The following is a 12,361-nucleotide window of genomic DNA, read 5'->3' as shown; positions in this document are numbered from 1 at the left end:
GCGGCGGAGGCGGCCCGGTTTCCGGGGCCGCCTTAGGTCAGGGGCCGGGCGGGATGCCGGCCCCGCCCCGGTCAGCTGCCGGAGGAAAACAGCCGGGTCGCGTCGCCTGCACTGGTGCGGGCTTCTGCTGCCGGAGCCGATCCGGAAGAGAACAGATGCGTGCCTTCGCCGGAACCGGCCTCTGCCGCGGCGGCTGGAGCGGACCCGGAGGAGAACATTTCCACGCCCTCGCCCGCACCGGTTTCTGCCCGCGCGGCGGGGGCTGAACCCGAAGAGAACATTTCCGTCAGACCACCGAAGGCTGTTTCGCTGTCCGCCGTCGGCGCTGAACCGGAAGAATACATTTCCGTCAAATCCCCTTCCGCAATCTCAGATTGCAAAACAGGTGCAGAGCCAGAAGAGAACATCTCAATCAGGTCACCAGCTGCAGTTTCACTGTGGGCCACAGGGGCTGAGCCGCTGGAGAACAGCCCGGTTTCACCGCCTGCCCAGCTGTCAGCCATCTGCGGTGCCGAGCCGGAAGAGAACAGTGAAACGCCGTCCCCTCCGGACAGATCCGAAGTGCATTCAGGTGCCGAACCAGAGGAATACATCTCTGTTGCATCTCCTGCAAACAGGCTGGCGCCTGCGGTCGGGCGGGTTGCGCGGATAGTCTGGATTTTACGCTGAGCAGTCATGTCAGAACCCCATTCATTTAGGACAAAAGGCTCCTCGACGCTGGCACGGATGCCGCGCAGCGCAAACAAAAAATGCAATTTCACATTGCATTTTGCAGATTCGATTACATTAACTTCAAGCTGTTATTTTCTGTGCAATTTCAATTAATTCAATTAACCCACAGGATATTCACCACATTATGCACACGCATATTACCGCAAAATAAATATACTCAACCTCAGGGGTACTTTTCACTTATGCAAAACGAAACGAATCGCCGCGGCACAGGCGGGGCAGGATTCGCGCCCCGGGCTTGCCTCGGGGCGCCGGTTCAGCGATAGGTCGGCTGGACGAAAGCAATCTGCGCCGGAGACACGCCATGAAAATCGCCACATTCAATATCAATGGCATCAAGGCCCGCGCACAGGCGCTTCCGGACTGGCTGGATGAGGCCGAGCCCGATGTGGTGGTGCTGCAGGAAATAAAATCGGTGGATGAGGCCTTTCCGCGCGAGATCTTCGAAGAGCGCGGCTATAACGTCGAAACCCATGGGCAAAAGAGCTTTAACGGCGTAGCGATCCTATCGAAACTGCCGCTGGAGGATGTGATGCGCGGGCTGCCCGGCGACGACAGCGACGAACAGGCGCGTTGGATCGAGGCGACTGTGGTCGGCAAGCAGGCGATCCGCATCTGCGGCCTTTACCTGCCCAATGGCAACCCGGTTGAACTGGAGGCAGACGGCAGCCCGGTGGCGGGTGGCAAATACGCATACAAACTGTCCTGGATGGAACGGCTAAGGGCCCGCGCCGCTGCGCTGATGGCTGCAGAAATGCCCGCGCTGATGGCCGGGGATTACAACATCATCCCGCAAGCCGAGGACGCCAAACGCCCGGAGGCCTGGCGCGAGGATGCTCTGCACCGCCCGGAAAGCCGTGCAGCGTATCAACGGATTGTAAACCTGGGCTTTACCGAGGCCTTCCGCGCCCGCCACGCGGGGCCGGGGCACTATTCTTTCTGGGACTACCAGGCCGGGGCCTGGAACCGGGATGACGGCATCCGCATCGATCATTTCCTGCTGACACCGCAGGCTGCCGATCTGCTGAAGGATTGCCAGATCGACAAGGATGTCCGCGGCCGAGAAAAGCCTTCCGACCATGTGCCGGTCTGGGTCGAGCTGGACATCTAGGCGCAGCCCGCGCCGCGCCCTGGCGCGGCGCCCGGCCCAACGGATGCTGCGTCATTTTTAATGGCGCAGCAGCGGGCGGGAGCCTCTTTTGCCCGGTTTTGCCTTTGGGATTGGCCCGCTTCAGGCGGTGACATCGTGGCGGTAGATCCAGTCAAACTGGCTGACCATCCGATCAGGCGCAAAACGGCCGCCCAGTTTCAGCACCTGATGCGCAGGCCAGGACAGCGGCGCGCGCAAATGGTATTTCCAGGCATTGCGGCTGGCGGCCTGCACCACATTCTGCGCCCGCTCGCGGCGGCGCGCCTGATACATTGCCAGACCAGAGCTCATCCCCGCAGCTTCCTGCAGGGAGCGCGCCAGAACCCAGGCATCCTCTAGCGCCAGATTGGCGCCCTGCGCCATAAAGGGCAACGTCGGATGGGCCGCATCGCCCAGGATGGCAATGTGTTCACCGTGCCAGCGGTCTGCCACCGGGTGACGGAACAGCCCCCACAGCAACACCTCTTCCACGGTCTCCAGCAGCGCCGCAGCGGTGCCGCCAAACCCCGCGAAAGCGGCGCGCAGATTGGCCGGGTCATCCTTGAAATTCCAGCCTTCCTCAGCCCAGGCCCGGCGCTCTTGCACTGCAACCAGGTTTACCAGGCTGCCATCGCGCAGCGGATAAGCCACCAGATGACGCCCCGGCCCCATGAAGACCTGCGCCTCTGGTGGCAGCTTCAGGTGATTGGGTACTATCGCGCGCCAGGCGACCTGGCCGGTAAAGAAGGGTTTGCGTTCGCCATTCAAGGCCACCCGGGTCTTTGAATGCAGCCCGTCAGCCCCCACCAGCAGATCGCCACCGCATTGCGCGCCATTCACCAGATGCACCAACGGCTGCGGCCCCGGCTGCACACGGTCCACCCTTTGCAGCAGCCGCACCTGCACCCCTTCGCGCCGGGCGGCACCAGCCAGAATGCCAATCAGATCAGACCGGTGCACGAAGTAATACGGCAGCCCGGCCGCATATTCATCAAGATCCAGCCGCAACACCTGATTGCCGCGGCGGTGTCCGCGCAGCACTACGGCACGGGCGCGCTGCGCGCTCCAGGCCAGATCATCCGCCAGCCCCAACGCCTTCATCACGTGCACGCCATTGGGAGTGATCTGCAGTCCTGCGCCCACCTCGGTGATCGCCTCAGCCTGTTCCAGCACCGTGACAGATGCTCCGAAACGGCGCAGCGCCAGCGCTGCTGCCAGGCCGCCAATGCCGGCGCCGATGACGGTTATTTTCAGGCCTTTGAGGTCCATGGGGCTCCCGCAGATTCTCCGCCCGCCTCAAATGGAACAAAAAACGCCGGAGCAAAAGGCCCGGCGTTTATGATTTTTGCGTTTTCGCCGCTGATCTCAGCGGTCAATCGTCACGGTGGACCTTTTCACGGCGCTCGTGACGCTCCTGCGCTTCCAGGCTCATGGTGGCGATCGGGCGCGCATCCAGACGTTTCAGCGAGATCGGATCGCCGGTCACTTCGCAGTAGCCGTATTCGCCTTCGTCGATGCGGCGCAGCGCCGAGTCTATCTTGGCGACAAGCTTGCGCTGGCGGTCGCGGGTGCGCAGTTCCAGTGCGCGGTCGGTCTCTTCGCTGGCACGGTCGGCGACATCGGGAATATTTCGGGTGCCGTCCTGCAGCCCCTCAATCGTGTCGCGGGTATCCGCCAGAAGATCTTGCTTCCATTCCAATAGCTTACGTCGAAAATACTCAGTCTGCCGATCATTCATGAACGGCTCATCTTCGGCCGGGCGGTAGTCATCCGGCAGAAACACTTCTTGCTTCATTTCGGCTCCTTCGGTCTGGCCCATCATGCTGGTCATAAACTGTACCTCAACACTTTGGCTCCCCCTCTGCCGCAGCGTTTATCCCTATAAGGCAGGAATGTCACTACACAATAGTGGCGCGGTTTGGTTAAAACTGTGATAACAAGACGGCAACCAAGGTTGATGCGGGAAAGATATGCGATTTCAGGGCACTAAGGAATATGTTGCAACCGAAGATCTAAAGGTGGCAGTGAATGCGGCGGTGACGCTGGAGCGGCCATTGCTGGTCAAAGGCGAGCCCGGCACCGGCAAAACCGAGCTGGCCAAGCAGGTGGCCGATGCCTTGGGCCTGCGGATGATCGAGTGGAACGTGAAATCCACCACCCGCGCCCAACAGGGCCTGTACGAATACGATGCCGTCAGCCGCCTGCGCGACAGCCAGCTGGGCGAGGAGCGCGTGCATGATGTGAAGAACTACATCAAGAAGGGCAAACTGTGGGAAGCATTCGAGGCTGGCGAAAAAGTCGTGTTGCTGATCGATGAGATCGACAAGGCGGATATCGAGTTCCCGAATGACCTGCTGCAGGAGCTCGACAAGATGGAGTTCCATGTCTACGAGACCGGAGAGACCATCCGGGCCCGGCACCGGCCAGTGATGATCATTACCTCCAACAACGAAAAAGAACTGCCGGACGCATTCCTGCGCCGCTGCTTTTTCCACTACATTCGCTTTCCGGATGCGGAGACGATGAAAAAGATCGTCGAAGTGCACCATCCAGGCATCAAGGAGGCGCTGCTGACTGCGGCGCTGACGCAGTTCTATGAAATCCGCGAAACGCAGGGGCTGAAGAAAAAGCCCTCCACCTCTGAGGTGATCGACTGGCTGAAACTGCTGCTGGCCGAGGACCTGAGCCCGGAGGACATCGCACGCGACGGTGCAAACGCTTTGCCCAAGCTGCATGGGGCGCTGCTGAAGAATGAGCAGGACGTGCATCTGTTTGAGCGGCTCGCCTTTATGGCGCGCGGGCGGCGCTGACCTGCGACCTGACAGCACCGGCGGCAGAAGCCTTGCAAGCCGCTGGTCTGTTTCGCTTCAAATTGCCACCGCATTCCCCTATCAGAGGGAACAGGGCCGGGCTGACGCAGCCGGGCCGCTAGGGAGACGCCTGAGTGCCCGCGAAAACCGCATCTGATCCAAAACAGCCCCCCCGCCGCAGCGGGCGGCGACGGCTGACGGCGGCCGCAGGCCTTGCGGCTGCGCTGGTCCTGAGCGCCTGCACCGCCGCCTCGCCGCGTGCAGAAGCTCCCAGCCGGGCGGCGGCCGCACCGCTGACCCTGCCGCCGGTCAAGGTGTTCACCACGCCCCAGCCGCAAGCCCCCCGGCGGTCCAATTCCGAAATCACCCGCGACTTTCTGGACCTGCATTTCCAGCTCGAGGGCGGCAGCACCCTGCCCCAATTCACCCGGTTTGAAACCCCGATCACTGTGCGGGTCGCCGGCGCGCCGCCGCCCGGCTTCAGCCGTGAGTTGAACGCGCTGTTTGTGCGCCTGCGGTCAGAGGCCGGGATCCCTATCCGCCAGACTGCCAAAGAAGAGGCCGGCGTCACCATCCAGCTGGTGCCACGCAGTGACATCCGCCGGGCCCTGCCCAAGGCGGCCTGTTTCGTGGTCCCCAATGTTTCCTCGCTGGCGGAATACCGGCGCAACCGGCGCAGCCCGCGCACCAATTGGGCGCTGCTGCGCAAACGGGAACGGCTGGCGGTGTTCATCCCCAACGATACCAGCCCGCAGGAGGTGCGCGACTGTCTGCACGAGGAGCTGGCACAGGCAATCGGGCCGCTGAATGATCTGTACCGGCTGCCGGATTCGATCTTCAACGATGACAATATGCATGCTGTTCTGACCGGCTTTGATATGCTGATCCTGCAGGCAACCTATGCACCAGAGCTGCAAACCGGCATGACGCGGGAGCAGGTCGCGGCCCGCCTGCCTGCCATTCTGACCCGGCTGAACCCGCGCGGCGCCCGGGGCACGGCCTCTGGCCTGCCCCAGACGCCACGGGCCTGGGCAGCGGCTTATGAAAAGGCACTGGGGCCGCAAACCTCCCTGCGGGAGCGGCTGCGCGCAGCAAACAGGGCCGCCGAAATCGCCCGCGATCTGGGCTGGCGCGACCATCGCCGCGCGCTGAGCCATTACACCCTGGGCCGGATGCTGCATATCCGTGAGCCAGAACTGGCGCTGCAGCATTTCCTGACCGCGCAAACATTTCTGCGGGCAATTCCCGGCACCGAAATTCATCAGGCCAAGCTGACAATCCACCTGGCTGCCTATGACGTGGCCACCGGCAATGGCGACTCGGCGCTGGCGCGGCTGAAGCCCGCGGTTGCGGCCGCCGCCACGCATGAGAATGCAGCCCTGCTGTCGACGCTGCTGATGCTGCAAGCAGAGGCGCTGGAGCTGACAGGCAGAATGGTCGAAGCGCGGCGGGTCAGGCTGGACAGCCTGGGTTGGGCGCGCTACGGCTTTGGCCCGGATTGGGTGGTCGAGGCCCGGATGGAGGAAGTCGCCGCATTGCGCCCTTCCTCCGGCTCCTGACGCTGCCCGCAAGAAACTGATCCTGCAAGACAACAGACGGATAGAACCATGATCGTAATCATCGGCGTTCTGCTAGGCGGCCTGATTGGCGCCCTGAAGGCCCGCAAACGTGGCGGCAACACCCTGGACATGCTGCAATACGGGGCTGTTTATGCCATCGTTTTTGGTATTCTCGGCCTGCTGGCAACCATTTTGGCACACCGGGTGCTGGCGTAACTGCTGACCGAGGCCCGCAATGTTCCAGCCTTTCTTTGAAAACCTGCGCAAAGCGGCCATTCCGGTTTCCCTGCGCGAGTATCTGACCTTTCTCGAGGCGATGAAGGCAGGGCTGGCCACCTATGACATCGAGGCCTTCTATTTCCTCGCCCGCGCCGCGATGGTGAAGGATGAGCGCAATATCGACAAGTTCGACCGCGCCTTTGCCGCCACCTTTGAAGGGCTGGAGGCGATCCCGGCAGAGGCGGTGATGGAGGCCGTGGACCTTCCCGAAGACTGGCTGCGCAAGATGGCCGAAAAACATCTGAGCGCCGAGGAGAAAGCCGAGATCGAGGCGCTTGGCGGCTTTGAGGCGCTGATGGAGACGCTGAAGGAGCGGCTGAAGGAACAACAGGGCCGCCATCAGGGTGGCAACAAGTGGATCGGGACAGCGGGCACGTCGCCATTTGGCGCCTATGGCTATAACCCTGAGGGCGTGCGCATCGGACAAGACCAAAGCCGCCACCAGCGCGCGGTCAAGGTCTGGGACAAGCGCGAGTTCAAAAACCTCGACGGCGATGTGGAGCTTGGCACCCGCAACATCAAAGTCGCCCTGAAACGCCTGCGCCGCTGGGTGCGCGAGGGGGCGCAGGACGAACTGGATCTGGACGGCACCATCCGCTCCACCGCCGAACACGGCTATCTGGACGTGAAAACCCGGCCCCAACGGCACAATGCGGTAAAGGTGCTGCTGTTCCTGGATGTTGGCGGCTCTATGGACCCTCATATCCAGGTGGTGCAGGAGCTGTTTTCAGCTGCCCGCACTGAATTCAAGCATCTGGAATACTACTACTTCCACAATTGCCTGTACGAAGGTGTCTGGCGCGACAACCGGCGGCGCTGGAACGAGAAGACCCCCACCCATGAGGTGCTGCGCACCTACGGGCCGGATTACAAATGTATCTTTGTGGGCGATGCGTCGATGTCGCCCTATGAAATCGCCTATCCCGGCGGCGCCAATGAGCATTGGAACGAGGAAACAGGCCAGGTCTGGCTACAGCGCGCGCGCGAAGCCTGGGCATCGAACCTTTGGATCAACCCGGTGCCGGAGAAATATTGGGACTACACCCATTCCATCGGCATGATCCGCGAGATCTTTGAAAACCGGATGGTTCCGATGACCCTAGACGGCCTGGAACGCGGCATGCGCGAGCTGACACGCTAGACATCCTATAGAGGACGCAGGGAAACTCTCCCGCGTCCGCAGGCGCGCCGGCTGTCGCCGCCGCTCCTTGGCAGCCTTGGGCATGGCCTTCTGCCTGCCCGACAGGCAGAAGGCGCGCCGGACCGCAGGTCCGGCGCCGGGCCCAACTGCAAGGACGGCATTTTCAATGCAGGCCGCGCGGACGGGAGAGCCGAAGGCTGCGCCAGGGCTGCCCCTTCAGCCGCCCCACAGTCCCCAGGCCCCCAGCGCAGCAACCGGCACGAACAGCCAGCCTTGCGGCAGCAGGCCGTAGGTTACCCGCCGCAAAGGCGGCAGCAGCAGCCCGACCGCTGCTGCCGCTGCGGCCATCGCGGTGCCTGCCAGCGCCATCCCCTCAACGCCACGGGCACCAAGGAGCAGGAACAGGGCCATCAGGCCAAGAAATCCTGTGACCATATGCCAGCACAGGAGCATGGTCTCACGCAGCGCGTCCGGTAGCTGCCGGTCCTGCGCCAAGGGCCGCGCACACTCACGCCCGCCGATGAATGCGTGAACAATCATCCACAAACCCGCCAGCGCCGAAGCACCAAGAAAACTCCATTGCATCGCAAATCTCCTGATTGAAAAATCACTGTTTCCAAGCCACCCGGGCGCGCCAAGAGCAGCCCTCCCAGTCGGACCAAAAAAGCTGCAGGAACGCCACCGGTTACTCTGCCGCAGGCGATGGCGGCGCTGCGTACGCAATTCTTTTCCATGCAACCCTTGATAGTTTTCCCGCGGAAATCCGCCGCTCCAGATCGGCACAGGCGCATGTTCGCCGAACCCGTCCAGAGCCAGTTGAACTGCAACCCTGCCGGAGGCTACCCAAGTAGAAAAGGCGCGGCAAACAAAGCCGCCATCCCCGAGCAGGAGCATCGCGTGAGCGTGCGTCAACAAAACAACACCCCCCGTGGCAGCGCGCCTGCTGCCAGCGTGAAACCGTTCCAAATACGAGGACGCTATTTCACCGCTGTCGCCCTGCGCCCTGAAGACGGGCCGCTGGATCAGGCGTTTTACACAGCCCTGGATGCGCAGCTGCGCTGGAGCCCGCATTTCTTTGACGGTGCGCCGCTGATCCTGGATCTCGGCTGCGCGCCGGGTCTGCACCGCCCAGCCGAGATCCGAGCGCTGGCGGACAGTCTGCGCAGCCGGGATCTTGCGGTGTTCGGGGTTCAGAATGTCACTCCCGCACAGGCCGCTGCAGCTGAGGACGCTGGGCTGATCGTGCTTGCCAGCGGCAAGGACGCCCCTTTGAACACAGAGCCAGGCCCCCGCCGGGAAATCCCCCACAAACTGCAGCCGCCGGAAAATGTGGTGATTGCCCAGCCAGTGCGCTCTGGCCAGACGGTGGTCGCCGAGGGCGGTGATCTGGTGGTGATTGGCCCTGTCAGTTCCGGCGCAGAGCTGATCGCACGGGGCAGTATCCATGTCTACGGGCTGCTCCGGGGGCGCGCCATGGCCGGCGCCGAAGGTGACGAACGCGCGCGCATCTTCTGCCAGCGGTTGGATGCGGAATTGCTGGCGGTGGCGGGGCTCTACCGGACAAACGAGAATTTGGAGCCGGCGCTTTTGAACCGCGCAACACAGGTTTTCCTGCGCGACGGCCAGCTGTGTGTGGAGGCACTGTGATGAGCAAAAATCTGACATTGGAAGACCCGCTGGGCAAGGTGATCGTTGTCACCTCAGGCAAGGGCGGCGTTGGCAAGACCACAACTTCTGCGGCAATCAGCGCCGAGCTGGCACGGCGCGGCCACAAGACAGTGGTAATCGATTTCGACGTGGGACTGCGCAACCTGGACATGATCATGGGATGCGAGCGCCGGGTGGTTTTCGACTTTATCAACGTCATTCAGGGCGACGCCAAACTGAAACAGGCGCTGATCCGCGACCGGCGACTGGAGAAGCTGGCGGTGCTGCCGACCTCGCAGACCCGCGACAAGGACGCGCTGACCAAGGCAGGTGTCGAGACCGTGCTGGAAGAGCTGCGGCAGGAGTTCGATTACATCATCTGCGACAGCCCGGCAGGGATCGAACGCGGCGCCCAGATGGCGATGCATTTTGCCGATGAGGCGATTGTCGTCACCAACCCCGAAGTGTCCTCGGTGCGCGACAGCGACCGGGTGCTGGGATTGCTGAACAGCATTACTGACCGTGCCGGTAAAGCCGACGCAGACCCCATAAGGGCGCAGGTGCTGATTACCCGCCATGACAAGGCCCGCGTCAACAGCGGCGAGATGATGACAGTAGAGGATGTGCTTGAAGTTCTGGCGGTGCCGCTGTTGGGGATCATCCCCGAAAGCAAAGCCGTGCTGCGCGCCTCGAACCTGGGTGTGCCGGTGGTGCTGGATGCCCCCTCGGCGGCAGCGACGGCCTATGAGGATGCAGCAGGTCGGCTGATCGGCGATCAGATCGAAATGCGGATTGCTGCAGACCCGCGCCGCGGGCTGCTGCAGCGGCTGTTCCGGCGGGCGGTGTAAGCGGATGTTCGGTTTTTCTCTCCGCCCCCGCAAAGCCTCGGCCAGCACCGCGAAGGAACGGTTGCAGATCCTTCTGGCGCATGAGCGCAGCGGCTGCGGCGGCGCCCGCCCCGACTGCCTGCCGCAGCTGCAGCGCGAGATCCTGAACGTGATCCGCCGCCATATGCAGATCGGTGACGAGGCGATCGACATCCGCATGGAGCGCGGCGACGAGCTGTCGAGTCTGGAGATCAACATCGAGTTTCCCGGGAAGCTGGGATTGAATTAGGCCCCGGGGGCCCTGGGGTGGTTCTGCCTGCCCTGGACCTTTGCCTGAGCGGCGCATCAGTGGCTCAGGACAGAATTTGGAATTCCGGCGCGGCATCCCCACCCCTATACCGTGCCGGATCAGGGCAGGATTATCCTGCCCGTGCTGTCATGGGTCTTCCGCACTTGCCCTGCGGGAGGCCCATGGCACGCCTTACGGCCAACCTTGCCGCCCGCTTCAATTCTACGCTGCGGTGTTCATTGCGGTTGGCGCGTTTGAGGTGTTTCTGCGCCCAAAGCCTCGGCGCTGCCGACGCCCGGGCACAGCGGCCCCTGCGTGCCCAGCATGCTAAGGGGCTGCCCCCAGGGCGCAGTATCTATGCTGACCCAGGCGGGACTGTGCGAACCGGGCCATGTAGCGAAAGCTGTTGTTTTCAGGAACTTTTGCAGCATTAACGGCTGAAAGATGCGGCGGCGGCTGCGGATTTTGCGCGGTGGCCTGCGCAGGCTGCAAGGCTGGCTCTTGCTGCCGCCGGCATTTGCACCCATATCTGTGCCATGCTGCGCCTGTTGCCCATACTTCTGGCTGTCGCCTATGGCCTGATGATGTACCGGATTTCTGTCTGGCGCACCCATAGGGAGCTTGACCAGCGCTCAACCGAACTGGCCGACCCGAAACTGAAAGCACTGACGGACCGGCTGGCAGCGGCACTGAATGTGGCGCGTATTCCCGTGCATATTTATGAAACCGACCCGGTTAATGGTCTGGCGGCACCCGACGGGCGGATTTTCATCACCCGCGGCTTCTACCGGAAGTATCAGAACGGCGAGGTCAGCGCCGAGGAGATTGTCACTGTCATTGCCCATGAGCTGGGCCATGTCGCGCTGGGGCATGCGAAGAAACGGATGATTGATTTCTCTGGCCAGAATGCGCTGCGCACCGCGCTGATGATGATCCTGGGGCGGTATATCCCGTTTATCGGACCATGGATTGCCGGGGTGCTGACGGGGCTGCTGGCAGCGCGGCTGTCACGCGGGGACGAATATGAAGCGGATGAATATGCTGCAGCGCTGCTGACAAAGGCAGGCATTGGCCTGGCGCCGCAGAAGAGCCTGTTTGCCAAGTTGGAAGAGCTGACGCAAGCCCGCGCGGGCATGGCGCCGGCCTGGCTGATGAGCCATCCCAAGACCGAAGAGCGCATCGCCGCGCTGGACCGGCTGGAAGCCAAATGGGCCAAAGGCTGAACCAGCGGCGAGGCCAGGATTGAGGGGCCGGCCCCTCAAACTCCCCGGAGTATTTTCAGAAAGATGAAACAACAGGCAGCCCCACCGTTTCCGCAGGTTTTGCTGCGGGGCCGCGGCTGCCTGAACTGTGACGTTACTGAACGTCGTACTCCTGTTTGAAACCCGCCAGCGTGCCGCCTGTGACCAGATGATCCAGGAAGATCTGCCGCTGGTAGCCATATAGCGCGTTCAGGAACTTGATTTCCTCTGGCGTCATTTCACGGCGGGTATAGCCCTGTTCCTCCAGGCATTTGTCGATGGCGCGACGTTCGCCATTGGCCCGGATATGGTGTTCGTTGGCCGCAATGATCGCCGGGCCGATGATCAGCCCGCCCCAGAGCACACCGCCGATGTAGCTGCCGGTGACCGCGTTCTTGCCGCCCGCAGGCGCGCGCGGGCCACAGATCCGCACCGCCTCATGCGCCTCGGAGATCGACTTGCCGGGCTGAGCCGGGACCGAAGGCACCGGTGTCTTGGCGCAGGCTGACAGCCCTAACACTGCCGCAAAAGCCAACCCGCTCAGGGTGCGGGCGGGAAAACGGTTTGGCACTACGGCGCGGCAAGGTTTTGTCGGCATATTTGATCCCTGGCAAATGCAGTTAATTCAAGCTTTTCAGCTTGATAAACGCGGCTGACCCGAACAGCCAAGCGAAAATCCGGCAGACTGCCGAGCAATTTTTCCGGCT

14 protein-coding genes are annotated in these 12,361 nt (G+C 62.4%); 9 read left to right on the top strand and 5 right to left on the bottom strand.

What is annotated here, in order from left to right:
* Positions 1-71: 71 nt before the first annotated feature.
* Positions 72-761 carry a hypothetical protein gene (locus ACP151_RS07780; protein WP_424978313.1) on the bottom strand — a complete coding sequence of 230 codons (690 nt, stop codon included), beginning with the start codon at positions 759-761 and terminating at the stop codon, positions 72-74.
* Between the two features lie 275 nt (positions 762-1,036).
* On the opposite strand from ACP151_RS07780, the gene xth reads away from it, so the two are divergent.
* Entirely contained in the window at positions 1,037-1,843 is an 807-nt protein-coding gene (gene xth / locus ACP151_RS07775) for an exodeoxyribonuclease III (protein WP_424978312.1), read from the top strand.
* Positions 1,844-1,963: 120 nt separating this feature from the next.
* Here xth and ACP151_RS07770 read toward each other — a convergent pair whose 3' ends face one another.
* Positions 1,964-3,130 (bottom strand): FAD-dependent monooxygenase, encoded by a 1,167-nt coding sequence (locus ACP151_RS07770; protein WP_424978311.1) that lies wholly within the window; start codon positions 3,128-3,130, stop codon positions 1,964-1,966.
* A 103-nt stretch (positions 3,131-3,233) separates the two neighbouring features.
* Positions 3,234-3,656: an RNA polymerase-binding protein DksA gene (dksA, locus tag ACP151_RS07765; RefSeq protein WP_424978393.1), complete on the bottom strand. Its 423-nt coding sequence runs from the start codon at positions 3,654-3,656 to the stop codon at positions 3,234-3,236.
* Positions 3,657-3,831: 175 nt separating this feature from the next.
* Here dksA and ACP151_RS07760 point away from each other — a divergent pair, with 175 nt between their 5' ends.
* The 4 genes from ACP151_RS07760 (at position 3,832) to ACP151_RS07745 (ending at position 7,650) form a co-directional block, all read left to right on the top strand.
* Complete coding sequence (locus ACP151_RS07760) at positions 3,832-4,671, top strand: AAA family ATPase (protein WP_424978310.1); 840 nt, start codon at positions 3,832-3,834, stop codon at positions 4,669-4,671.
* A gap of 194 nt (positions 4,672-4,865) precedes the next feature.
* A complete protein-coding gene (locus ACP151_RS07755) occupies positions 4,866-6,230 on the top strand; it encodes a DUF2927 domain-containing protein (RefSeq protein WP_424978392.1) in 1,365 nt (454 codons plus the stop codon).
* 48 nt (positions 6,231-6,278) lie between these two features.
* Entirely contained in the window at positions 6,279-6,446 is a 168-nt protein-coding gene (locus tag ACP151_RS07750) for a hypothetical protein (RefSeq protein ID WP_424978309.1), read from the top strand.
* 19 nt (positions 6,447-6,465) lie between these two features.
* Positions 6,466-7,650 carry a vWA domain-containing protein gene (locus tag ACP151_RS07745; protein ID WP_424978308.1) on the top strand — a complete coding sequence of 395 codons (1,185 nt, stop codon included), beginning with the start codon at positions 6,466-6,468 and terminating at the stop codon, positions 7,648-7,650.
* Between the two features lie 216 nt (positions 7,651-7,866).
* On the opposite strand, the gene ACP151_RS07740 is transcribed toward ACP151_RS07745, so the two are convergent.
* Complete coding sequence (locus ACP151_RS07740) at positions 7,867-8,235, bottom strand: hypothetical protein (RefSeq protein WP_424978307.1); 369 nt, start codon at positions 8,233-8,235, stop codon at positions 7,867-7,869.
* A 312-nt stretch (positions 8,236-8,547) separates the two neighbouring features.
* On the opposite strand from ACP151_RS07740, the gene minC reads away from it, so the two are divergent.
* The 4 genes from minC (at position 8,548) to ACP151_RS07720 (ending at position 11,636) form a co-directional block, all read left to right on the top strand.
* Positions 8,548-9,297 carry a septum site-determining protein MinC gene (minC, locus tag ACP151_RS07735; RefSeq protein ID WP_424978306.1) on the top strand — a complete coding sequence of 250 codons (750 nt, stop codon included), beginning with the start codon at positions 8,548-8,550 and terminating at the stop codon, positions 9,295-9,297.
* A 29-nt stretch (positions 9,298-9,326) separates the two neighbouring features.
* On the top strand, positions 9,327-10,145 hold the full coding sequence (gene minD, locus ACP151_RS07730) for a septum site-determining protein MinD (protein ID WP_424978390.1): 819 nt from the start codon (positions 9,327-9,329) through the stop codon (positions 10,143-10,145).
* 4 nt (positions 10,146-10,149) lie between these two features.
* Positions 10,150-10,413, top strand: coding sequence for a cell division topological specificity factor MinE (minE, locus tag ACP151_RS07725; protein WP_424978305.1), 264 nt, complete (start codon positions 10,150-10,152; stop codon positions 10,411-10,413).
* 536 nt (positions 10,414-10,949) lie between these two features.
* Positions 10,950-11,636: a M48 family metallopeptidase gene (locus ACP151_RS07720; RefSeq protein ID WP_424978304.1), complete on the top strand. Its 687-nt coding sequence runs from the start codon at positions 10,950-10,952 to the stop codon at positions 11,634-11,636.
* A 133-nt stretch (positions 11,637-11,769) separates the two neighbouring features.
* Here ACP151_RS07720 and ACP151_RS07715 read toward each other — a convergent pair whose 3' ends face one another.
* A complete protein-coding gene (locus ACP151_RS07715; protein WP_424978303.1) occupies positions 11,770-12,225 on the bottom strand; it encodes a hypothetical protein in 456 nt (151 codons plus the stop codon).
* Between the last annotated feature and the right edge of the window lie 136 nt (positions 12,226-12,361).

Source organism: Leisingera sp. S232 (genome assembly GCF_049800895.1).
GTDB lineage: Bacteria > Pseudomonadota > Alphaproteobacteria > Rhodobacterales > Rhodobacteraceae > Leisingera.
Note: the sequence above shows the minus strand (reverse complement) of the source record. Positions and strands in the feature narration are given on the sequence as shown.

Coding starts and splice junctions, on each gene's coding strand:
- xth (WP_424978312.1), top strand. CDS start 1,037: ATGAAAATCGCCACATTCAATATCAATGGCATCAAGGCCCGCGCACAG.
- ACP151_RS07750 (WP_424978309.1), top strand. CDS start 6,279: ATGATCGTAATCATCGGCGTTCTGCTAGGCGGCCTGATTGGCGCCCTG.
- ACP151_RS07770 (WP_424978311.1), bottom strand. CDS start 3,130: ATGGACCTCAAAGGCCTGAAAATAACCGTCATCGGCGCCGGCATTGGC.
- minE (WP_424978305.1), top strand. CDS start 10,150: ATGTTCGGTTTTTCTCTCCGCCCCCGCAAAGCCTCGGCCAGCACCGCG.
- dksA (WP_424978393.1), bottom strand. CDS start 3,656: ATGAAGCAAGAAGTGTTTCTGCCGGATGACTACCGCCCGGCCGAAGAT.
- ACP151_RS07745 (WP_424978308.1), top strand. CDS start 6,466: ATGTTCCAGCCTTTCTTTGAAAACCTGCGCAAAGCGGCCATTCCGGTT.
- ACP151_RS07740 (WP_424978307.1), bottom strand. CDS start 8,235: ATGCAATGGAGTTTTCTTGGTGCTTCGGCGCTGGCGGGTTTGTGGATG.
- ACP151_RS07720 (WP_424978304.1), top strand. CDS start 10,950: ATGCTGCGCCTGTTGCCCATACTTCTGGCTGTCGCCTATGGCCTGATG.
- ACP151_RS07760 (WP_424978310.1), top strand. CDS start 3,832: ATGCGATTTCAGGGCACTAAGGAATATGTTGCAACCGAAGATCTAAAG.